The organism is Pseudomonas sp. GW821-FHT07B01 (assembly GCF_059419065.1).
In genome coordinates this window covers 111,793-135,145 of record NZ_JBWKRA010000008.1, presented here as the reverse complement: position 1 = coordinate 135,145, position 23,353 = coordinate 111,793, and the positions used below count along the sequence as shown (strand labels likewise).

Annotated in this window: 11 protein-coding genes and 3 pseudogenes; 4 read left to right on the top strand and 10 right to left on the bottom strand. The window is 54.6% G+C overall.

The window, feature by feature from the left end:
• Positions 1-2 precede the first annotated feature (2 nt).
• The 9 genes and pseudogenes from dpdD to AC07S6_RS11440 form a co-directional block, all read right to left on the bottom strand.
• Positions 3-2,246: a protein DpdD gene (gene dpdD / locus AC07S6_RS11480; protein WP_495112333.1), complete on the bottom strand. Its 2,244-nt coding sequence runs from the start codon at positions 2,244-2,246 to the stop codon at positions 3-5.
• Positions 2,230-2,760 carry a phospholipase D-like domain-containing protein DpdK gene (dpdK, locus tag AC07S6_RS11475; protein ID WP_495112332.1) on the bottom strand — a complete coding sequence of 177 codons (531 nt, stop codon included), beginning with the start codon at positions 2,758-2,760 and terminating at the stop codon, positions 2,230-2,232. Before dpdK ends, dpdD begins: the two co-directional genes overlap by 17 nt.
• Complete coding sequence (dpdJ, locus tag AC07S6_RS11470; RefSeq protein ID WP_495112331.1) at positions 2,757-7,517, bottom strand: protein DpdJ; 4,761 nt, start codon at positions 7,515-7,517, stop codon at positions 2,757-2,759. The genes dpdK and dpdJ overlap by 4 nt, the downstream gene beginning before the upstream one ends.
• The gene (locus tag AC07S6_RS11465; protein WP_330735928.1) at positions 7,508-8,245 is read right to left on the bottom strand and encodes a hypothetical protein; all 738 of its coding nucleotides are present in this window, start codon (positions 8,243-8,245) and stop codon (positions 7,508-7,510) included. The genes dpdJ and AC07S6_RS11465 overlap by 10 nt, the downstream gene beginning before the upstream one ends.
• Entirely contained in the window at positions 8,245-11,340 is a 3,096-nt protein-coding gene (dpdH, locus tag AC07S6_RS11460; RefSeq protein ID WP_495112330.1) for a protein DpdH, read from the bottom strand. The genes AC07S6_RS11465 and dpdH overlap by 1 nt, the downstream gene beginning before the upstream one ends.
• Positions 11,337-12,233, bottom strand: a complete 897-nt coding sequence (gene dpdG / locus AC07S6_RS11455; RefSeq protein ID WP_495112329.1) for a protein DpdG — start codon at positions 12,231-12,233, stop codon at positions 11,337-11,339. The genes dpdH and dpdG overlap by 4 nt, the downstream gene beginning before the upstream one ends.
• Positions 12,230-14,800, bottom strand: a complete 2,571-nt coding sequence (dpdF, locus tag AC07S6_RS11450) for a protein DpdF (RefSeq protein ID WP_495112328.1) — start codon at positions 14,798-14,800, stop codon at positions 12,230-12,232. Before dpdF ends, dpdG begins: the two co-directional genes overlap by 4 nt.
• Positions 14,801-14,808: 8 nt before the next feature.
• Positions 14,809-18,063 carry a protein DpdE gene (dpdE, locus tag AC07S6_RS11445; RefSeq protein WP_495112327.1) on the bottom strand — a complete coding sequence of 1,085 codons (3,255 nt, stop codon included), beginning with the start codon at positions 18,061-18,063 and terminating at the stop codon, positions 14,809-14,811.
• Positions 18,064-18,839: 776 nt separating this feature from the next.
• Positions 18,840-19,670: pseudogene (locus tag AC07S6_RS11440) on the bottom strand (IS630 family transposase); the annotation flags it as partial.
• 427 nt (positions 19,671-20,097) lie between these two features.
• Here AC07S6_RS11440 and AC07S6_RS11435 point away from each other — a divergent pair.
• Together AC07S6_RS11435 and AC07S6_RS11430 are read left to right on the top strand one after the other, a co-directional pair.
• Positions 20,098-20,568: a hypothetical protein gene (locus tag AC07S6_RS11435; RefSeq protein WP_495112326.1), complete on the top strand. Its 471-nt coding sequence runs from the start codon at positions 20,098-20,100 to the stop codon at positions 20,566-20,568.
• A complete protein-coding gene (locus tag AC07S6_RS11430; RefSeq protein ID WP_495112325.1) occupies positions 20,568-21,401 on the top strand; it encodes a hypothetical protein in 834 nt (277 codons plus the stop codon). The genes AC07S6_RS11435 and AC07S6_RS11430 overlap by 1 nt, the downstream gene beginning before the upstream one ends.
• Before the next feature lie 445 nt (positions 21,402-21,846).
• Here the strand turns inward: AC07S6_RS11430 and AC07S6_RS11425 are convergent, their stop codons facing one another.
• On the bottom strand, positions 21,847-22,245 hold the full coding sequence (locus AC07S6_RS11425) for a hypothetical protein (protein WP_330735921.1): 399 nt from the start codon (positions 22,243-22,245) through the stop codon (positions 21,847-21,849).
• 542 nt (positions 22,246-22,787) lie between these two features.
• Between AC07S6_RS11425 and AC07S6_RS11420 the strand changes: the two are divergent.
• Positions 22,788-23,102: pseudogene (locus AC07S6_RS11420) on the top strand (integrase arm-type DNA-binding domain-containing protein); the annotation flags it as partial.
• A pseudogene (locus AC07S6_RS11415) lies at positions 23,102-23,335 on the top strand (hypothetical protein); the annotation flags it as partial. The pseudogenes AC07S6_RS11420 and AC07S6_RS11415, both read left to right, overlap by 1 nt.
• Between the last annotated feature and the right edge of the window lie 18 nt (positions 23,336-23,353).

The window sequence follows — 23,353 nt, the reverse complement described above, 5'->3', positions numbered from 1 at the left end:
TCTCACGAAATCTGACTCTTATTGATCACGCAATCTACGATGCGCGTCGTACCGCTCCCTTCAACTTGAAGTAACGCTGCATCGGGCCGCAATGCAGCCTTGATGCAAAAGAAAGCCTGATGGGTAGCGACCCCTGAAACAAACACTACCCAGTCTGCATTACGAGTTCCATTCTTCAGGCGCGTGCTACATACCTCATCAGAGTTGATCTCAATTTTGGCCAATGGGAGAGTCTCTTCAAGTATTAACGCTGCACGTCGAATGGCTTGAATGTCCAAGCTGTAAAGGAAGATACGGACCCTGACGTCTGTTCGAGCTTTTTCTGCTTCATCCACTTCGTCGTCGAGTCGTTTGGGGAACTCAAGACCAAACTCTTGTACAAGCAGTTTTAGCAGGCCGCGCTCTGCAAGAGACAGTCGGGTCCAGCAATGGGTCACAGCTTGAACGATCCTAGTAGTCCACCGCAGGCGCGCCTCCTCGTCACGACAAGGATGCATAACCAACAAATCTGTCACGTCCAATGCCCATGCGGCTTCGCGTGGCGACAGCGGACTGGACAATACAGTAGCAAGCCTTTCTATAAGTCCCGTGTATTCAGACGACGTCAATCCGGCGATTAGACTATGTCGGAGTGCCAGCCTGATCATCTCTCGCTCACTATCTCCAAGACGGTCTCGCACGTTCAAGGCTTCAATGAACCCCAAATAGAGTTGACTAAGCACGCTCGAGGGTGGAGTTTGGACGATGAGCCAATCAAACCAAATAGGAAATAGGGATTCGAACAAGGGCGACGAGTCGAGAGCAGAGTCCTCTACGCTCGACAACAACGACTGGATGAAACTGGACTTGGCCAACAGAGCACTAGCCTCGGGCGACTGAACCAGTTCCCGCCAATAGACTATGACGTCGTCAACGGCCATCGGCGTATGCGTAGCCTGCAGTTGTTCTTGAAGCGATTCGCACACTTCCTCAGCGGCCAACTTCTCTACATCAGAGAGCAACCGAGCCCGAGCAGTGCGGACCTCCGCGGCAGTGTCGGGAGCACTCAAGGACAGCCGATCGAGCACCTCACGAGCGTGGCCAGGATCGCCAACCTCCTTGGCACAACGCAATTGGGCTTGGAACACTTCGACTGAATCGGCCAGTGGCAGAAGCAAAGCGAGAGCCTGCTCATAGCGCTCCAACTCCATTTCATGGAGTGCCTGCACAATTCCGGACTTGCTCTGCAGGGTCTTCGCCATAGCCATGATGGCGTCAGAAGCGGGCCCAAAAGCATTTGGTCCAAGGTCATTTAGCAGGGTCACGCAGAGTTCGGCGGAAGGCTGTTCCAAAGACAACTCATGAAGCAAAAAGCCCTTAAGAGCCGCTGGGCGACGGCTACGCCCGCGGCTTTTGAGCAGAGGAGCAGCCATGGTCCGAATCCGCTCTGCGAAAGCGTTCACCAACTGAATGGCGGCGCCCTGTGCTTCGACTTGGGCTAAGAACGTCTCGTAGAGCGCGTCCCAGATGTCACCGTAAGTCTCCGGCGGCAAACGAACCTTGATAAGGTCATCCCATTGGGGATGATTCAGAATTCGATCCCATCGGCCAAAGGCTGAATGTAAACGTATTTCCAGGAAGGTCCGGTTTTCAGCGCTGAGACCATGCTGGTCTCGTAGCGCCGCCATCGCTGCCATCGCTGCGCTTTCATTGCTAGCCACTAAGGCGCGGTCAAACAACGCTCGCAACTGGTGAAACGTACGCAGTTCCTGCCTAGGCCTGGGCGGGCGTTGGTCCAAGAGTTGCCAGTAGCGTTGCCAACTTTTGATTATGCGCGGCTCAAACTTCGGCGTGATAGAAAAAAAGGCAATCGCATTCAGACCGGCCTGCGCCAATATAGCTTTCGCGCTCGCTTGTGCGATAGAGAGCGCCACACCGTCAATCTCAAAGTCACCAAAGCTCGGCCCAATGAAAGCGCGCATTTCATCGTGCAGTTCACGCGAACTTAGCTCATCGTGCGAACAGGCCAGCCAACAGGTTCGCTCATCGGTAACCTCAGAAAATGGCAAGAGGAGCGGTCGATCCTTGAAGCCTTTCGCAAAGCGGGCGACAGCCGGAACCAATGCCTCAGGTACCGTCTGGCCATTAAGAGCTTTAGACGAGGCTAGAGGGCTCACATAAATGTTAAGACCTGAAAAGAACTGACTGAGTAAGGCCTGAGAGACTACCACTGCGGGGTTTACCATTTGGCTAGAGGCTAATGCCATGGTTCGCAAACTCCAGGCGGATGCTAGATACTGTCTGCGGGTTGAAATCAACAACGAGTGATTCAGCGTTCAGGCCGATACCGCGCTCAGTGAGGTTCATCGATCCACCAATCCAGACGCGGTCGGTGAGCAATCCCTTCGTGTGAAAATCAGGAATCTCGGACCATTGCAACGAATCTTGCAGACCAGCATCTTTCAGCGCCGCGCGCAAGCGCTTACCGAAAGGCTTATTGTGAGGTTCAGGTCGTACGCGAATATCTAACTGTGTATTGTTAGATGCGATAGTCACCAATACCTCAATCAAGCGAATGCCGCGACGGCTCCACTCCGGATTAAGCCCCTCAAAACTGCCCGTTGAATTGTCGAAAATAACAATGTTGGAAACCCATGGAGCGGCTAAGTAGAGTGTCCTGCTGGGAAGCAGGATCTCCTCGGCCAAAACCATGGCTATAACATCACGAGCGGCTTGAGGGGAAGTCGTGGCCGACTTGAAAATGTGGCGTACGTTTGTCATAGAGCGTCCGGTATCGAAAATGTCCACTCGATGCGATCACCGAGGCGCTTGACCTCACAGAGTTGAGCGAAGACGTTTAGATAATCAAATTGAATTGGCTCTATCGCCAAGGCTGCGATCACCTTGGGCAATAGTGCTCGGGCATCGGCGGCCGGTACCGAAATAACCGCACGCGAAGTGGCGAGTAAGCATTTTCGCAATTGCTCCTGCCAGTCCAGATCAGTCGGATCGATCGGTTGAGAACGAGGTGTCAGCCACTGCTCCACCAGGAGCCGTTCGGTGTCTATAGCGAACGGCGAGAAGCGATTAGACCATGGCATTGCAACAGCGCGCAGCGCATGCCCTTGAGGCCACAATATCCCCATTAGCACCCCGAAGCGCCATGCCATGCGATTGCCGAAAGGAAGGACCTGCCCAGCGCTTGCAAATGCCCGATCGAGATAATCATCCGCACTGAACAATGCGCAGACGACCCTAACGTCTATCTCGACATTATGTAACGCTTCCAACGCATCCCAGCGCTCGTGGATCAGAGCCAATAGACAATCCAACTCGTCTGGGGTGTTCGGCCGTAACAATCGCATGCTCAGAGCCACGCTGTAGCCGTGGAATATCGATTGTCCCTGAGTTACTAGCCTGAACCGCAAAGCGGCTAAATGCTTGGCAGCATCGGCAGAACTCATCGCTTGTCGAACTTGCATTACCGCCTCAGTAATAGTGGAGTTCGGCTTTGATCCACCAAGCCATTGAATTACCTGTCGCAATTGAGTGTTTGTCCATTCAAAGTCACGCGGGCTTAAGGCCGCCTCGATATGACGGTAAAGGCTATCGGGGCGAGTCGCTAACAATTCCGCGACGCTCTCAATCAGACCATTGCCACCAGGATTGACCTCGGAGATCCAAATTTCGAACCCTGGCTGGGGATCACCATCATCACTACGCACGTCGATGTCTACAATCAACCCATCGGGATCAATCTGGGGGCACGCTTGCTGTATTGCTTCCAGGCAAGCGGCACCGAGCGTGGCTCGGATCGACAGGGCGAGCCAGTCGTTCCACCCCTCATCAATAGGTTCGACTAGTACGCGAGATGCGTAACGCACTGCTTTACGCACCGCTTCTGTCTTCAGAGCCTCATCTAGCTTTTGACGAAGCTTGTCCGCCCCCTCCTCACTACTTTCGACATCCGGGACCTGGAACACCGCCTGCAGGACGTTGAGTAGCGTGTCCATCCTGGCGCCGTCAGCAACGTAGTCCAACGAGTCGCGCAGCGAGACTTCCTCAGCCATTGCTACTTGAAGGGCAGCAATTTGGAAAATCTGTGCGACCCACCCGCGCAAGAATGGATTCGGTACTGCAATGCAGAATTCGGGGCTCTGGCGAGCCTCCCAGTTGTAGCGAGCTGCACGAGTTGCACGCAAACGTCGCGGATCACCCCAATCGATGGCGCCGCTGAGATCGTGCGGCAATTCCAACTCCAATACCAACGCATCGACATCAATTTCGAAGCCCACACCGCAGGGATGGCCTGAATGCATGAACTGCCAGTCGACAGTGACGCGCTCGCTCTTACTTCCAGATCGCAATCGCAACTCTGCGCGCGAACTTACGGCATAGCGGCGTACAAAAGCATTGGATTGTTCAGCGTGGGTGTGAACAACCACTCTCTTGATCAGTTGGCTGATCCCAATGTGCGTCGGACTGGTCAGTGGCACGCCCTGGTAGGGTGCCTGTAGGAAGGATTTCCACTGCAACTGAGCGTTGGATGTGTCACTTAGCTCGGGGGCTCCATTGCCCCCCCGAGCCACTGAAGACAGGCGGGCTGCCGCTGGACGAAACGCTTTGAAAGTCACTCGGGCGGCGTCGTCCTGGACGACAAAATTTCTTTGAGGCTCGAGGTCGTACCATGTAGATACCTCTACATCCTCAGACACTTCGGTGCTACCGCAAGCGAAGAATCGAGCCAGCGCCGGCCCATCAACGCCCAACCAAAGAGCATCATCATAACGACGCGAGACCCTACCGGGCGCAAACTCAGCTAAACCGTGTTGAACAGGCAGATACTGCTCTTCAACGCTGCCATTGCGCGCAAGCCACTCGATGCGCATTTCCGGCAGACTTAGATCGGCAAAGAGGCTAGCGGGAATGAAGTCCGGTAATGGATGGCCCGCTTGGTAGTCTTTCCCTTGTTCGCCACTTGCACGCCAGTTTGATGCTAGCCGACGAACAGTTGTAGGAATCGCGCCAAGCATTAGCGGACGTGGATGACTCCACATGAGCAAATTCATATCGTCGATCGTCAGCGCCAATCGGTTAGCTAGGCTGCGAACAAGACGATCGACTTTCGCTGGACTCTCCTGAAGATCACCCAGCAGCTTGACAACACGTTGGTGTTGCAACCGCTTGGCCAACCAATTGGCACCTGCAAACTTAACAGCTGACTCCCCATGGGGAGCGAGGCTGCATGCTTGATTCCTGAGCGCTTTCCACTCCTGCGCAGAGAGCGGGAATGTTACACCTTCCGCTAGGCGCTTTACTAAAACAAACGCATCCGGGTCCCACCCATGCGGTGCGCTCTCAATATTTGGGTAAGCCAAGTCGCGCCAAACCGACAGAGGTGGTTGGTCACGGCAAGTTAAGTCTCCTAACTCGTCGAGCAACGCGTAGACCGCTTGCATTCGTTGGACGTAGCGATTGCCTAAAGGCAGTTGGCGCGCTGGAAGATCCGGATCGAACAACTGATCGTAGGCTTGATAGGCCAGACGGTCGCGACCGTAATCCGTGAGCACAACGACAGTCCATGGTCGCATGTGACGCGTTCGACCCGCTCGCCCTTTGCGTTGCAAGAACGATGCGATGTCTCTTGGCGCCTTGTGCTGAACTACAACGCCTACTGCCGGGTCATCGAAGCCTACTTCTAGAGCAGACGTAGCAACTACAACTTCTGTATGAGTACAAACCCCACTATCTAATGCAGTCGTACGCCCGACTCCGAGCCGATGGGTGAGATCGTGGCCAATGGCCTGTGGAACACTCCAGTCTTGCCCCGCGAAGTAGCGCGGGGTGCCCATGATGGGAGTGGATCCATCACGCAGCAGCGCCAGACCACCACGAGGATGTTTAATCAGGTTCGAGTTGCCACTAGGATGATAACGTCCCTCAGCATCGAGCAAGTCCTTGAAGAGTCTGTTCGTTGCGTCCAACTGATCAGTAAACGCAAATGCCCGCCAACCGAAAAACGGCATTGCTTTTTTATCAAATATCCCTGGCGGATCGAGCAAACGAGCACTCAGCATCAGCGTCTGAATAGTCGTGGACAACAGAGCTGTCTGAGACACTGGATCACCGCGCAGAGCGAGCATGTACTCGCTCCCTTCCTCCTCAATCTCTTCCTCTAGCGGTTTGATCTCCTCAACAACCGTTGGATTCAGTCCTGTTAAGTGGGAGAAAAAGGTTTGGCCTTCCGCGATGGTAGCGGACAACCCGACAAAACTAGAGCGCCGCCCGCTGGCGGCCCACCAACGACGTAACAGGTAGGCCACCTGAGCCCCATAACTGCCAGCATACAGGTGAACTTCGTCCAGCAAGATGAGGTCAGGGGCTCGTTCGGCCTTAGGACCCACACCAAAAACATGGCGCAAGTCGCTGCTAGGTAAATGCCGATTCAGCATTTCCACCGATGTGAAAAGAATGTCCGGTGGGTCTGATTGTATTGTGTCGCGGGTGAATGCCAGAGTACGTCCATCTACGACGGCGCTGCACTGCGGGCAGACGATGCGCTCCAGGCCCTTTTCCACATCTCTTTGGCGCAGCACCATTTCCCCGTGCTGACTGTCGTTAGGACAATTAAAGAACGGTACGCGTTTGCCCTGGGAGTGCTTGAGCCATTTGGCTTTGGCGACCTTCGTAGGTGTGTCCCCAAAAAGAACACCTACGCGCAGAGGTCGCCCTCCACGACGTCCGATCCAGCTGTCGAACTTGCGACATTGATCATAGACTTCGGCGAGTTGGTCCTTCAGCAATTCATTACGAGGATAGAGAGCTAACACCCTTACCCCACCGACAGTCACTGGCGGCACTCGTTGGGAGGCCAGCCATGACAACGCGGGTAGATAGAATGCGAGGGTCTTTCCGCTACCAGTCCCAGCGGATATCAACGTACCCTGACAGATACCCTCCTCCAAGCCAGTCAAAATACGTTCAACCGATTTCACCTGGAATTGCGAGAGCCCCCCCCCCTGATCCATATGATCTAGCCAGGTCTTGAGGGCCTCCAGCAATAGCGGCGATTTCACCACGTCATCCAACCTTGCATAAACGCTGGTGCCATCCACATTTCTAAGGGGGTAACGGCGGGGGCGTCTAAGGAAGCGATAGTCCGCTACCAGTGTGGCGGCTTCGGCCCACTTGTCCGTACCATGCTTGGGAAATAGCTGACGAAGTTGGGCGATCAACCGCACCCCTTCGGCCATCCGCGTACGCCAGCGCACCTCCTGATCACCCGCAAATGGCACTTGAAACAACATATTGCGATCAACCAACAGGTCTCGCAGATCCCTTGGTGTGTGAATGCTGCAATTCGGATCATTCTTGGCAGAAATTGCCTTCGGCGCGTTGAGCGCCCGTTGAAGCGCCTCCGTGACTTCATCGCGACTGAGGGCATTGTCAATCAACCCCCAGATCAGACAGCGCGCTTCCTGCGCCTCAAGCTCATCGAGTGCGAGTTCGGCCAACAGCAAATCTGGAGCTAGCGCCATGACACATTGGCCTTCGACTTCACTACGAATCGGTTGGGGTCATCATTTTCCCGGAGCCATTCCATCACCTCAGGAGTAATCAAATCCAATGAAGCCCCTCCACTCTCTATGGCCTTGAGAAATAACCGAATGGCCTCTGGTGCTGTACCTTTGAGTTGCTCTCGTAGGCCCTGCAGCATGCTCATTGCGCTGATCATCTCGTCCGAAGTCGATGCACTGGCTGGCAAGTCAGCGCGGACAATCGCTGAGTACTTGGCGTAATGCTGCCTGTAAGTCTCCAGAAGGCTCTCGTTGGCGGGTGTTTTGAGCATCCGCCCGTCTAAGACTGAAGGCGTTTCCACATACCCCAGACTCTCAATAAATTGACGCCATTGGTCGCGGGCAGCGCTGCGGGCGTCCTCATTGGCCGATGCTGCCGCTGCCGTCAGTCGGATCCACAGGTTATCCGTGGCCAGATCCTGCACATTGCCACCTGCAAGGAGCAGCTTTTGCGCTTGCTGCGCCAAACCCCTCACGTTGCAATCAGCTTGGGCGATATCTTCGCGCACGAGTAAGTAGGGATCGACAATGCGGACCTTTTCCATCAGCGCTTGCCTAGTGTCCGCGTGCCGCCCCCACTCGCGTAGGCGCTGCTGAAGCGCTGAAATCTCCTGGCGGGTCTGGTTGGCAATTTTGGCGTTCTGCAGCCCTACACGCAGTTGGCCGCAGGTTTGAATCAGAGTCGACATCAGCTCTCCCACTCTAGGCGCTTAATCAGTTCATGACGTTGGGCGAGTGCATGTTCAGACTCAACCGAACGCGTCTGGCTTTGGATCGAGCTATTAAGGCTGTTGAAGAAGCGGTTCAATTCCGACACATCGCACGCCAATTGGCTTAGACGAGGCAGGGGCACGGCACACAATGCAGCTAGACGTAAAGGTGCCGCTTCGTCGGTCGACGGTATGCTCATTTTATGTATCCGCTGGATAACCGATTCAATTCCGTCCAGTGATAATCGACCAATAATGCCGTGAACTTCAGACTCTTTGATGCCAGATGGCCATGCCGCGAGATCCAAGGCCTCTTTCACCAACTGACGCATCTCTTCGCGCCAAGCTATCCGCGCGTGGTCCGCTTCAAAAGCAGCGCTTGTCAAAGGCAAAAGCGACTGCATCGTGCTCTGCAGAGTGCTCGCCAGCGCAGGCAGGCCAGCAGTAGAAATACGCTCAAGCACATCGGACGCGTCTTCGCTCAGACGATCGCGGCCTTTCAACCCTAGGACCCACCGCTGTGGCAGTTCAGCCCTCCAAGCCTGCCGCAGGCGGTCGCTATCAATCGCCATAACCGTGCCGCCTCGATCGCCTTGGAAGCATCCGATTAGTTGCTTTAACCGATCCTGCAATTCGGATCGCGCGGCAGTTGCCTTACTTCGGACTTCCAAACATCTGGCCACCGATGAGTCTACACGCGAGTCTCGGTAAATCGACTCATCCGGACTGGCAGCGAATAACTCTTTGAAGTTAGGAGCATCCGGTTGGCCACGCGAACTCAGCCCGAGAAGGAGGCTTTGGGTGTGCAGGGCGCGCGCTAGCATGCCGGTGTCGCACTCTGCTTCAGTGCTGAGCAAGCGTAGCACTTGGCTTTCCAGTTGCTCCAATAGGACGTTAGCCGCCCCATAATCGGCTTCTGCGCCCTCGTAACACCAAGACTTTGCGTTCTTTTCCCAGCGGGCCAACGCCTTGAGTCCAGTCTGGACACTAGCCGGGATCGGCTGATCCTGGCCGACAACCTGAATGATCAAGCCATTGTTGGGATTGCCTACCGTAGTCGTGGGTGGCAACCAAAACCAACTCGCCTCGATTTTCTGGCCTTTCAAGCAGAAATTACCGAGATCCAAGCGAATGTCCAGCGCAGAGGCGATCAGATTGCGCGTTTCTCTAGCGTATGTATTTGGCAACCGATTGTTAGGCGTCCATGCTTCAAGCGCATCCGCGTACGCTGAGATATCAGGAACAGGCAGAGTCGACTCAATTTTGGGAGTCGGTGGCGAGGAGGCAGCGGGGGTAGCAGATTGCTGAGTCCCCACAGTTAAGTTACTTGGCGTGGTCGACACCGTGGGCTGACGCTCGGGAGCGCCGGCAGTGCCAAACGGCCAGGGCAATGAGAATGTCTCGAAAACAACCTTAGAGATAGGCGCACGTGCCGTCAAACTGGTAGGTCTGCCGCCCCAATAATGCAGTACTACTTCAAGCCTTTGCGACTGAACTTGTGAATATCCCTTGCGCTGCAGTTCGGTACGCACTTCAGCAATCAGTCTCGGAGACTTGAATCCGGCCGGCGGGAATTGCCCTTCCACGAAGGAGAGCCGTTCAGCGAGGGTCTTACGCAGAACCTCATTAATGAAGGCCCTTGGGTTATAGTTCCAAACTCCACCCAGTTTCATTGCAACCTCGGCAAGGCCGCGAATAGCGTTCACATTGAACGGAAACAGCGAATAGCCCCTGCCGCTACGACCGAACGCATCCAACCGTTCCGCAGCATCAGTATCCAGCGGCTCATCGAACGTAGGCACCCATGCATACAGATCAGTACCGGCTAGTGAAGCCTTAGAGAACTCACGCTTAAGGTACCTAACCCCCCAGCGCGCGGCATTGAGGTAGCGCCCAGTTAACTCCACAAGTTTGCCGATAATCAGCTCTTCGGATAGCCCCTCGCTAGGGACTACCCACTGCTCCTTAGCGCGAGTCAAGACGGTTTGCCGACCAGCCAGAAAGCCATCAGTCACGGCAACAGCAGTACGTATCGGTGCACGTACCCGACGTCCGTGTTCATCGCTCTCGGCAATCATGATATCTAGCAACGGCTGCTGGATTCCCGACAAGGCCGCTAAGTCCTCAATCAGGAGTACGAGTTCCTTTCCATCCGTGAGAAGTTGTCGGCGAATGTCATCAACCACGTCCTGGATGGACTTTTGTTGCAAAGCCTCAGTGACCCGGAAAACGGTGCGCAAAGCATTATCTAGTACTTCCTGCAAGATTTCCGCGGCAGTGCTTCGATATCGGCCGTTAGCATTGCCTAGAAACGCTAGCGCCGACTGCACTCGATGTGGCAGGTCTTGCCCTGGTGCGTCTTCTGGTGGCTCCAGGTCCACATCGCGAAACTGCCGATCTACTGGGTTCGAAGTGCCGCCAAAGCTTGCGCCGACAATACGAAGCAGCACCTTGCTCAGCCAGAGGTCACGCGCCTCAGGCGACAGTATCAGACTGCGAGCGTGCTCAGCTACAGCAACAAAAGGTTTGAGATCACCGTTTTCCGATGGTGAGTTCTGAACCAGTTCAACGGTACGCTCACGGTATTCCTTCAACCCCTCGCCCATGGCTGCCGCCAGAAGTTCCGCCGCAGTGGACGGTGTCAACGCCTCGGAAGCACGCTGTAGTTCACGCTTTAGAGCTTCGTACTGTTCGTTGGCGAGAGGCTCGAGGATTAACTCGACAACGCGGCGCAGGCTAGCGGTTTTGGGAATCGAAACGACCACCAATTCTTTGCGACGGGGATGTCGCTCCAACTGGGCGCGCAACCAGCGCACCATATGGGACTTGCCAACACCGGAGGCGCCCGTAATGGCGACAACTACAGCGCTACCATCCGTAACGGGGCGCATCAGTTCATCCAGCAGGGCGATCTCATCAGCCGATACCTCAAGCCCACTCTGAGCCGACCGTCGCAACAACGTAGTTGGCTCATGGACGGCTAAGAGCAGGGCCTCATCGACGGTTTCAGCCTCCGTGCGTAGGCACTCGGCGGCATGGTCAGATATCGGCCAATATTGTTGCAGCATACTCATGCCTCGCCTCCTTGCGCCGGCCGCGTGATCCATTGGAAGGTCAGGTCACTGCGCGCTCCGTTAGCGCCAGTGAGCGTGATGGAACTGCCGAGATCGGCCTTTTGCTGAGGAAGTAGTTCACCGCTATTCCAAAGGTTTAGCAGCGCCCGAGACAATGCCGTGGAGATCTGCCCAGGCTGGCGCAATGGCAAAGCAGCAAGGTCAACATACTCTAGGACCTCTCGCTGCCAGCGTCCTCCATCCAGCACCGGCAAGACTGCACTTAGGCGCTCTACGAACTTTTCCGCGGGCATGCCTGAACCAGGTATGAGAACCTCATTCAAGGCGTCACGTACTGCCACAGTAGGGTCAATGGCAGCAAAGGGATGGCGGCTAAACCCAAGAAACGGCGCCCAGAATTGAAGGCCAGACCGTCGTCCAGAGTTGCGCATCAACAGCCGCTCTGGATCGAGGATCTGCTGTGACTCCTGCATTTCAAACTGGTCGAAGGATGCACGATAGATATCCTGTGCAAGCATCCATGCCAGCGACCGCGTTAAATCGGCAGCCCGAGCACCTTGGCTAGCCCAAATATCCGGGTTGTTCTCCTCCGCCAAAGCTTGGCGGCAAGCCATCCGCCGCGTGAATGGTAAGACTTCCAGCATGGAGAGGTTCCGAGAGGGCAGGCGGTCTTTGACGAAAACAAGCCCCTCCTCTCGAACAAACAATCCAAGTTCCACCCAGCGGTTCAAGGTGTTACGTGCCTGTTTCCCTTCGTCGTCAACGAGCGCGCTTGGAGCTACAGTCTCTAGCAACTCGGTTTCGGGAATCGGTTTGGCTGCACGCAACACTGTCGCATGCAGTGCGACGAGGATGTTGGGCAATCCGTCATTGGTAATGTTCAAAAGGCTCATGCAATCAACTTCCGCAAGACCATTTCCTCATCTGCATGGGCAATTATGGAAACCCAAGATCGTTCTGGCCGGTACGGGTCCGGCAACTGGCTGTCGATAAAGACGACAGTCATCGCACTAGGAGAGGTACGCAATGCTGTAGCAGCCTGAGTTGTGATCTTCGACTCAGCCCACAGAATGAATCGGACTTCGTCAGTAGCCCCATGCAAGGCGATGGAATCGAGAGGGTCGAAGCGATCGACAAAGGTGTCGCTGCGCGTTATTGCCATTTGCTCAATCAGCCCTTCGACCAGGACGTTGCTAATCGACTGTGGCACTAGCAAGGAGTGGGGGCGTACCTTTTGCAGCATCAACGCGAAGCACGAGCGGCTATCAGCGCAATTGCGTATCAAATCGTGAATCGCAACAAACACCAAGCTAGGCTGGTCCTGCGGGAAGCTTTGGAGTGTTGGCCATTGCTCGATGCGGAGTGAAAACTGGGCGATTCTCGCTACGAACGGACGCAATCGACGCAGGGGCATGCGATTACCAGCCCAGTGCTGCTTACAGCCTCCGCAATATGCCGTCACCGGCCCCCATTGGTTGGGTAGTGCCAAACCATAGAGTTGGACTAGTGCATGCGATATCTCTACTTGAGACGTGGCAGTCCGCGCCATCAGATCAAATGCCTTATCCGTAGCCAGAAGCAGCCCGTTTCGGGCTGCATTCATTTGCTCTTCAAAGACTGCACGATCACGGTGATTCGGATGGCGGATTCGCAAGCCCGCATAGGCTACTTGGGAATCGCTGTACTCCGTATCCTCACTAGAATTACCGCTACCGGGTGGCAAAGAACTCAACGCGGTGATTTCGATGAGACCAGCGGTGGCCATTAGGTTGAGCGTTCGCAGATTCCAGATGCGGTTCATCCTCCCCTTTACGCTCAATTTGGCCCTCAGCCGATTGAGATCAACCCAAATCTCACCGTCCCGCGTAACCGGGCGAGCCGGATCGTCGAGCAAAGATTCCCATCGGTCATAGCCCAACTCATTACCAATCAGAGTCGGACCAGACATCTCCTTGGCCTGTTCAAAATCCTGCTCTGTGTAAAGCAACAGACTTGCAGAGGCTTTGCCGTCTCGTCCGCTTCGCCCAACTTCCTGATAAAAACGATCGAGCGACTCAGGCAGCGTGGCGTGAATTACCGTCCGTACGTCGCTCTTGTCCACTCCAAGGCCAAATGCTGAAGTCGCTACCATGCCATCGAGCGTGTTGGCGTCCCAGGCCGAGATCAGAGTTTGACGCTGCTGCGGGGGCGTGTCGCCGGTGAAGGCGGCTATCCGACCCAGTCCATTCTCAATCAATAAACGCGTCCATTCCTCAGCCTCATCAGGCCTAGTCACATAAAGGATGAAGGGCCGTGGCGACTTCATCACCGCTTCCAGAACGCGATTCACCTGTTCCGCCGGAGAGACCATCGCCTTCATCGCGTAGCGCGGCTCGGGTCGCAGGTAAATCCCAGAAACCACGCAATGACCGTTAGTCCCAGCAAATAGAGCTTGCAAGCTCGTGACGGTATGCGGAGTAAGGGTGGCTGAGGCTAGTGCGATACGTATGGCCTGCGGCGATTCAGGATTGCGCGCATGACGAAGGCTGGCTATGAAGGCAGGCAGCAACTGGAAGGCCGGACGAAATCCGCTGCCCCAAGTTACCACCAAGTGCGCTTCATCGATCACAATGTGTGAGATACGACCTTCATATGCACAGTCGAGCAAGATGCTGCGCAGCGAACCGGTGGCGGCTTCTGGGGAGGTGAAAAGGACCCGCTGCTCGCCACTGCGCAGGGCGAGGAAGATGGAAGCCCTCTCTTCTACCGACAGGCCACTGTGAAAAGACAGATGGCGCTCCGTCCAATGGGAATCGCGAGCTTTAAGGAGTTCTGCCATTCGACGGCCTTGATCGATTGCCAACGCTACAGTGGGCACGATCACCAAGGTCAAAGTGCCTTGACCGCCTAACAGCGGGGGAATCTGGGCCAACAACGACTTGCCACTACCAGTCGGCAAATTGGCAATTAGTGTCATGTCTGCGGGCAGGTGCATCTGCGCCCGAATTGCCTCACGTTGACCTGGACCGGTGTACGCTGTTTTACCCAACAGAGTGCGTAGCGGTGGATCCGCCGTTACCCAGGTGTGAAGGCGCGCCTCGACACCATTGAACGCGTCGTCAAATATATCTTGCTGCTCACCCAGCCACTCTAACCGGGGGTAGATCGGACGTACCTGAGCAGCCCCCCCAATCACCGCCACTTCAAAGCCCTGCTCGTGCCAAACTTCACTGGCTGGCCAAGGTGCAGCAAGGGGAACTTGCAGCCAAGCCCGAGCCCCACCCTTGGCTTGGGCTAGCAGCCAATGTCGTAACAGCGCGATCAGATCAATAAAGGTGGCTGTTCCACGCTGACCCAACAGTTCCCGCAGGCATTGCTGAGCACGGCCCAAAAGGCTGTCAGCGGCGGTCTCACCTTCTAGATAGACATGACTGTCTGGCCAATGGGCCAGGGTTTCGCGCAGGTCGAACTCAGAGAACATAGTGAAGGTCATTCGTTAAAGGGCGAAATAGAAGACAAGAAGACTGCGCCTACCACATCTAAGTCGAGACTAGGATTAGCTATGGCTGCCTCTAGCGCCGCATACATTTCTTCAGCCTGGTGCAGTTCGTCTAGTTCTTGTTGTCGGGCCAGTCCTTGCAGGCGACTAGCCCTCGCCTCACCTTGCGCCCGGCGCAATCGACGCTCCTGAGCGCAGGCGTTTAACGCGCTCTGTATATGCTCGATATATGCCGGTGCGCTCCGCACTGCGGTTGTGGCGATGTCCCTCTGACTCCCGCACAGTCCGCTCCAGTTGCGTAACCAGGTCGACTTGATGCCCGCAGGTAACCTGCGCCAGCGGTGAGAATTCAGATTGAAATCACGTCGATCGCCCTTCAACGCAGGGGAATACCCGCTAATCAAAAACTCGCTGGGCTCAGTTTCAATCGTTCCATTACCGTGCACCCAAACTCGCATGACTAGAGGAGGCAGCAAGGTGCTGGCCTTACGAGCCAGTGCATGCTGTTTCAGAGGCAATGTTTTCTCGTTCGCCAGGTTGAGTGCCGGACGCACCATAAAGTCAAAACGAAAGTACAAATCGGCCCCACTGGGATCGCTGACTTCGTACTGCCGATTAGCCCGCCAAACCGCAAATGCACGACCGCGGTCGTCAGTTTTGCAGAATTGCTCCAGCGAGGCCACAAGAGGGTCGCCGATGCGAAGTAGGCGTAATCCTTGCGCCAGCCCTCGACGATTGGTGACGGTGTTTCGCTTGAACGCATAGAGGTGACTCAGCGGAAAACGAGCGCTTCCACCGATTGCACTCTGGTCCACTGTCGCCAAAAAATGCTTGAGGAAACCCGCCAGAGGTAACAGAGTTGCTCTCCCGCCGTCGCGATACGCATAACCAATTCGAAACGGAGTATCCGTAGTTTGGCCGCCTAATTCGCTCTCGTTACGCGAGACAAATTGCAGCGAATCTACCGCTAGCGCGTTGAAAGCGGCACGCCATTCCGCCCAATCGCTATCTACATCCTCCAGCGCGTCCATTCCGGGAATTTCCCGGCTAGCCAGAGCATCCAGGCTATCTTGGTGATTCAACTGCCGCACTTCACGCTGAACCCAGCCGCCTGGTCCGCCGAGTTGATCCGCGTGAACTTGGAGGGCTGCAGTGCCCTGCTCGGACCAGCTGCATGCCAACGACTCAGAGGTCGACTCGATTAGGTACTGTAGGCTTGCCACCGATTGACGGAAGACCCCCCAACCACTATCCAGGACTTGAGCCCAAGCAGCTTCGTCGGAATTCGCCTCATCAAGCAAGACATAAGACACGATAAGGTCGCCGGTTCCGTAGCGATCCAATCTCCCCAATCGTTGTTCAATGCGGTTCGGAGATGATGGCAGATCATAATGGACGGCCACCTTGCGCCCTCCATGCAGATTAACGCCCTCCTCAGCACGTGCATCACATACCAGTACACGCACCCGGTCGGGCAAGTTAAGAAACTGCTCCCACTCAAGCGCAGTTACCTCCCCATCTTCGTCCACTTCGACCGGCTCGTGACGGGCGACTCTGTCACCTATCTCGCGAACCAAGGCATCAGCAACCCGATCGGCATCCTGTAGCCGATCGCAAAAGACGACAACCTGGACCGCCGGGTTTTCTAGGAGCATGCGGACCTGACCGCACAACGCAATTACCCGCGCGGGGTCGGAAAGTAGACGTTCAGCCGCATGATCAACACCTCTCGCCTGAGCGAGCAAGTCAGGCTCATCCAGTCCAGCACGCGTCAAGGCCTGGAGTAGCGATTGTCCCGAATGGGGGTGAACGGCTGCCTGGAGCAGCGACTGGGAGACAGGGGGAAATGATCCGTAGGCTGCCAACGCCAAGCGCAAGGCTTCCAAACGATCGCGCCACGTCGCAGTAGCCTCACCACTAAAGGCAACTGACTGCATCCCAGCTCGTCGAGGCGTGGCCCATGGTACCGATGTACGACGGTTGCGCAGGAGCCTGCGGTGCAGTCGGTAGCTCTCTACCAAGTGGGTCTTGAGATCCTCCAAAGCAGCTAAGAACCGAGCATTTTCCTCGTCAGGAAAAGTATCCAATACGCTTTGCAGGGTACCGACCTTCTCCACTAGCAGAGGATCGTCAGGATAGCTCTCTAGCAATCGTTCTAGGTCGGGGCCAAGACCCCAGACGTTTTCAGGCAATAGCGTCGAAACCACTTCCGCAATGACTTGGCGGGATGCAATGCGCCGCTTGAAGCCGTCAAGGTCATCAAGCGGAAACACTACCGGGTCCAGTAGGTGTAGAACCCGAAGAAACTCCTCCGCGTTGCCCAAGACCGGGGTCGCCGACAGCAGTAACAGCCGCGGCAAGGAAAGTGCGTGGGATCGCAGTAACTCATACAGTTCGCGCTGTTCAGCGGTAGCTTGCTTGGACAGATGGTGAGCCTCATCAACCACCAACATGCCGGCGTTAGCAATCACCTTAGACAATCGCTTCAGGTCGTCATGCGCAATGACATGCAACAAGTCATCCAGTTCAGCCCCGAGACCGAACCGGACTGTCAACTCACGACGCCACTGGTACACCAAGGCAGGTGGGACAATCAGCACCGCCCTTGCAGCAGGATCGTCGATAAAGTACTGCCGCACGATGATCGCCGCCTCGATCGTTTTCCCCAGTCCCACCTCATCTGCCAATAGATACCGCTGAATAGGGTCCGAGAGGACCCGGCGTACGACATCAAACTGGTAATCTACGAGATCGATCGAAGAACAGAGAGCAGCCGAAACACCTGCCACTGCATGATGTTGACTAGCCACAGCACGGACAAAATTTGCCCTCGCATCGGCTAGGAACGGCGTCTCAGTGGCCTCAACTGCCAATAAAGGCAGAGGATCGTTAAGTGGCCAACTCCACCGGACTTGCAACTGTTCGGCCGCGAGGTTCTCCATCTCCCCATTGGGAAACTGCACAAAAATGATCGCACCATCATCCTCAAGCACACGACCGACCTGCCAATGGAGCTCTGCTGTCCGACGATAGACTCGAGTTTGCGCTGGCAATCTCGCCTGGATGATTTGAGAAAATGGCACTTCGACAGGGTCAGGCAGTATGCCCCCCGGTGCATCAAAGTATTGGACTTTCGCAGTACATTGAGACACCCCAAGGAGCTTTCCAATGCCCCACCCCAAATATAGAGGATTGGTAATCTTTACAAAGATGCCTAGCTTAACTGAGGCTCCGCGACTAGCCATCACAGAGACCTCAAAAGCGGGTATGCCTTACTGTCACCGCTTTTGAGTACCCTTCCACCCCAAATAACGCAATCGTCTCTGACGGACAGACGCGCTTGGTTAAAAACTTGGGTTAGGCTCATCTTTGCATCCTTGCATCCCAGGGTTAATTGGGCCAATACCATTTTTCGAGGCCGATCTTACCCTATAAAAGATGCCAATAGGCCATTTGAGTGAGCGGAAGTCGGTGGAAGCGGTCTAGTCAGTCTGCGAAGTGGCGCGCTCTTGCTGCTGCGCCCTGTATCACTCCGACCAGGACAGCCCAATTGAGTCGTGTTGCTCGGATGATTGCGTTCGTAAGCGAAGCGTCATCAGCGCGGGGCAGGAGAAGGTGGAGACGCTCAAGCAAGCGCTCGGTGAGCGTTTCACGATGAATTCCGGATTCTACATTTCGCACAAAATGCACCAACGCTTCCGGCGAGACAAAATCGGGAGATGTCCGTGAGCAGTCGGACGCTCTACGCTCAAGCTCAGCAGCGCCTATGACCTCGAGGTATTGGATTTCAGCTTCGACGGCCGGACGTCGGGAATACAGCGCTCCATGAAGTTTGACCTTATGAAGGGGACGTGCCACGACTACTCCTTTTTCTCGTGCCCAAGACCTTCTGTTCGGCCCTGACTGTAACATCGGAGCAGTGTTTGATCACAGGTGTATCAGCGGATGGCGAGTACATCTTTCGAACTTCAGCATTAAGGGCAGTTGTGCCCGCCACTACACGCAGACGCGACCACCTTTAGCGCGGCCGCGCCGCAAGGCACGCCCTGACCTTGTCGGTCTTGTGATTCGCGTAGTTGTCCATGATCAGATGAATTGGCATATCGGCAGGCACTGACACATCGATTTCTCTCAGAAAAGCGAGGAACTCAGTGCTGCGATGTTGGCGTTTGAGTCGGCCGATCATCTCACCGGTAGCCACATCCAGGGCAGCAAACAGCGAGGTCGTTCCGTGCCGCGTGTAGTCATGTGTGCGGGTTGCAGAGTTGCCAGGGAAAGGCGGTAAGCCCGGCGGCGTGAGGTTCAGCGCTTGGATCTGGCTCTTCTCATCAACGCAAGGCACCAGGACTCTCTCGGGTGGGTTCAAGTAGAGCCAACGATGTCGTGAACCTTGTCGACAAACAACGGATCAGTGGAAAGCTTAAAGGTCTTTTCCAAGTGCGGCTTGATCCCGAACGCGTGCCAAATACATATCACGCTCGCAGGAGATAGGCCCGTCTCACGACTCATCCGCCGCGTGCTCCAGTGACTGGAGCCGTCGGGCTTGCCTTGCAGCATTGGTTTACCACTTGCTGAACTTGCTCATCGGGAATGGTACGTGGTCGGCCAGAGCGTGGTTCATCGTTCAGTCCCAGCAGCCCCAATTTAGAGAAGCGCTGGCGCCACCGTGACACTACATCCTTACTCGTGCCAAGCGCTGAGCGATGTCATTGCCTGATTCGCCTGCCGCACACGCAAGAATTATTTCCGCTCGCAGGCGAGCATCCTGAGCACCTTTGCGAAGCTTGATCCGGCGTAGCAGTTCCGACTTTACAGTTTCGGAAAGGGCAATGACGGTTGCTGGTCGGCACATGTCGATGCCCTTAGATAGTGACCATCTACAGATGCCTAGCTCAAATTTTCAGCGGTATTTCTGAAACACCATACTAGTCGGGCTGTCGATGGAATGTGCAGTCGGATGGGGTGGAGACGGCACCTGCCAGCTAGAATCGAAAATCGCCCGCAACCGACGGTAATGCGCTAGATAGACGGTTAGACACCAGCATGTCCAATTAGTAGTATGGACATTGAAACCCGCAAGATCTTACCCTTTCTCGGGTGGTAACGCTGTCCAGCACGCCTACCATGAAGCCACTCATTCGATTGGCTCAGGGAACCTGGGTCGAAGGGCTTCTCTCTTGGCCCACTTGTGTTCGACGCAAATTTGCTAAGGGCTGCTGCCCAGGCTATCCAAGTCAGATCGGGCGCTACTGCTTTTTTTGATTAACCATGGAGTCGTAATGAGAGCTCAAACGTTCGAAGAGGAAATCGGGGAGCATAGCGCGGAGTCACGCATCATTGATGAGGGCATCGAACGCGAAAGTACCATTGCATTGCTCATACCTATCCCAGAGGAAGGCGTAGGTATTGTTGGCGCGGATGCGGTTGAATTCATGCAGTACCTGAGAGAAAGGGAAACCGACGATCTGGAAGTCAAGATCATAGGGGATGGGGAAGACCTCCATTACTCGCAGATGAACAGCATCATCGTCGACATCGGTACCTACCTAGTCACTGACGTCGCAGTACCCATTTTTGTCGCCGTGCTTTCAGCTTTCGTGGAGGACAAACTTAGGCAATACAAATCCGACGACATTGAACTGCGCATCAGCGTCATCAAAGAGAAGGGCAAGGGAAAAAGCAAGAAGAAATACCAAGTATCCGGCAAGGCTAAAGACGTTTTGAAGATCGTCAAGGAACTGGAAAAATAATGATTTCCGATTGCTTGCTCTCCGAAATAGATGCCCTACTCCATGACTGGTGGAAAATCGACTTTGACTGCGAGCACTACCTGTCTCAACTCGACGACCTGAAAACTCAGACTCAGGATGACAGCCAGAAAAATAGGATCTGGGTGTACCACGCTCTTTTGGATTGTCATCTACTCAATCTGAAAATTTTCGACTTATTGAAGTCTGGCACGTACTACTCCGCGTGGTGCTTGTTAGAACAACTGGAAATCACAATTTCCGATATCCAATACAATAAAGAGCACGTGAGGGGGGAGTATGGCCTGGCGTTTCTAGACAATGCGGTATCCAGTTGGCAAGCGTTGTTTCCTTACAAGATTTTTTTCAGCACAAGGGAAATCATAAAGAAAAAGTCCTGCAGCATCTGTGGCGAACCTAGATCGGTAATGCGAAGTTGTGGCCACAGAAAGCGGAAGATCTATGGCGGCGAGTTTTGCTACGATGTCGTTAATGAGTTCGAACTCATCAGCTTTGACGCAGTGGCTAATCCGGTTAGGAAAATTTCTGTTCCAATTGACCCTGACAACGACCACTATAGATATTCCATGCTAGAAGCGGTGCTTCAGGAAGTGAAGACGCCCAGGCAGCAATTTTGGGCGGTGAAAACCAGTCGACCTGCCGCTCACCACACGGGCGTGCATGCGCCAGACTTTCCATGCCCCTGCTCAAGAAATACCCACACTTATCTGAATTGCTGCATGACTCAGCCTTTTGTAGAGCGTAATCATATCGAGATCGGCTTCCTGACGCCGATGCAGGTGTGCTTGCAGGACGAAGACTCTTACACCTACTAAGGCAACTCAGACTTTTGGCGTTCGGCCTGTAGACCCAACGCCTCTTCCATCTCTGCAAAGCATGGCTGATCAATCAAACGGCTTTGGCGCATGGGAAAAAGTAGTGCCACGTCTTTTCTTTCGTTTACTTGGACTAACGATAGATTGACCTCAGCCTGTAGCCTCCGGTTCCTGCTGGCTCGGCGCGCCTGCGTAAACCATATGGTGGCGAAACTGCCACTGGTTGCGCCCCCGATGCCCTTTAAGGTGTCTGGTCGCAGCGACACCATCGAGACAAGTACTCAAACCTCGACTTGGCAGTGGGATAAGTTACAATTGTCACTTCATGATATTGCGCCATCTGCCACCTTGGATTCAGCCAACATCGACATAAAATAAAACAGCGATGTGAACAGATTTAGTGAACCTTCAGCTTGCCTAAATCTCGTTTTTTTGTCATACCCACTTAAACCCGCGCCGAACCGAGTAGGTCAGTCCCAGCATCCTTCTTCAGCAACTCATACACCACCGCCAGGAACACATTTCGCGTGGACTCGTCGCTCAACAACTTGGTAGCCATTCTGGTGTGGCTGCTCATGGCGCAGGCAATAGCCTGGATTGCTTTGCTCGGCAGGTCAGCCTTCATCGCCTGGTCCATAGTGTTGTTCTGCACCTGAGCAATGACAACGCCGCGCAGCTTTTCGGCGACATGCACCGCGAAGGCCACCTGATCTGTATCGGTGATGTCCTTTCCGAAAGCGTTGTTGAGCTTTTCTATCAACTCGGTGAGGTACTTTTTCTCCAGGTCACGGGCGTCGCACAGACCGTTGTCGGTGATGCCATACAACTCTCGCGTTTCGCCCACGGCTGAAAGCCCTGCCAGTCCCTCCCCTGTCGGCGCTGATTGAAAACTGACCGGGTCAGTTTTCGGTCAGCGGCAACACTCTACTTGGAGAAAGTTAAAATACGCTGGTGCACCCAGAAATAGCGCGAGAAAGCCTCCGAAACAAACAGTACAACTTTGTGCTTACCCACGATGTTAACGCCTCCCTTGATAATCTTGCCCATGAGCATCAGGTATCTAGGACAAAAATACTTGAACTCCGAGCTCAAACTCATCGACGGGTATTCCAAAAGGTATTCCATTCAAATACCTAACTGTAAATTTCACATTAAAATCAGTATGTTAACTGACTAATTCAGATTACCCCGGCCCACCACTTCATCATCTAAAGACGTCCACGGACGTCTTTTTTTGTGTCTGAAATCCAGTAAAATCAAGGAGTTAAGCGCTACCGGGCTCTGCAGAGTTTTTTTGAGTTCCAGCCGTTTGGGTATTCCAAATGGTATTCCAAGCCTTCCGGTGCTATTTTTCGGAATACCAAAACGGTGTCAGAGGTAGCTCTCATGCCTGCCCTAGCCCTTCGCCTCTCCGACCGCCAGCTCAAGGTAGTCAGGGCAAAAGACAAGGATTACGTCCTCAGCGATGGTGATGGCCTTGAGCTCCGAGTCAGGAGCAATGACTCGATGCTGTGGAACTTCAACTACCGCAAGCAGGCAACCAAAAACAGTATCAATATGGGGCTGGGCATCTACCCAGAGCTCTCGCTAGCGAACGCCAACGAGCTGCTTGCACAACGCATAGCTCCCAAGGTGCAACGCAATGCACAGGACGAAGCCAAACGAGCGGAGACGGAACATACGTTCGAGAACGTGGCCACCAAGCCCGAATCATCCAGGCGGCCATACAACAGCGATGGCAACGCTATAATCCTTGGACCTGGCAGCCCAAGCATGTGCGCTGGTTTCTCACTCAGCACCTGAAGGATCATTCCGACGCCACCCGGTATTACTATCGCCTCACCACCCTATTGATCTGGAAACGATTAGGGGATCACCGAGAAATGCTCATCCAACGCTCGAATAGAGCCCCTTGGAAGCAGTGTCGTTTCTAGGCATGATACTGCATGTGG

Excerpts from the sequence above, each read along its gene's own strand:
- AC07S6_RS11430 (WP_495112325.1), top strand. The coding sequence starts at position 20,568 with ATGATTTCCGATTGCTTGCTCTCCGAAATAGATGCCCTACTCCATGAC.
- dpdK (WP_495112332.1), bottom strand. The coding sequence starts at position 2,760 with ATGACAAACGTACGCCACATTTTCAAGTCGGCCACGACTTCCCCTCAA.
- dpdH (WP_495112330.1), bottom strand. The coding sequence starts at position 11,340 with ATGAGTATGCTGCAACAATATTGGCCGATATCTGACCATGCCGCCGAG.
- AC07S6_RS11435 (WP_495112326.1), top strand. The coding sequence starts at position 20,098 with ATGAGAGCTCAAACGTTCGAAGAGGAAATCGGGGAGCATAGCGCGGAG.
- dpdG (WP_495112329.1), bottom strand. The coding sequence starts at position 12,233 with ATGAGCCTTTTGAACATTACCAATGACGGATTGCCCAACATCCTCGTC.
- dpdD (WP_495112333.1), bottom strand. The coding sequence starts at position 2,246 with ATGGCATTAGCCTCTAGCCAAATGGTAAACCCCGCAGTGGTAGTCTCT.
- dpdJ (WP_495112331.1), bottom strand. The coding sequence starts at position 7,517 with ATGGCGCTAGCTCCAGATTTGCTGTTGGCCGAACTCGCACTCGATGAG.
- dpdF (WP_495112328.1), bottom strand. The coding sequence starts at position 14,800 with ATGTTCTCTGAGTTCGACCTGCGCGAAACCCTGGCCCATTGGCCAGAC.
- AC07S6_RS11465 (WP_330735928.1), bottom strand. The coding sequence starts at position 8,245 with ATGTCGACTCTGATTCAAACCTGCGGCCAACTGCGTGTAGGGCTGCAG.
- dpdE (WP_495112327.1), bottom strand. The coding sequence starts at position 18,063 with ATGGCTAGTCGCGGAGCCTCAGTTAAGCTAGGCATCTTTGTAAAGATT.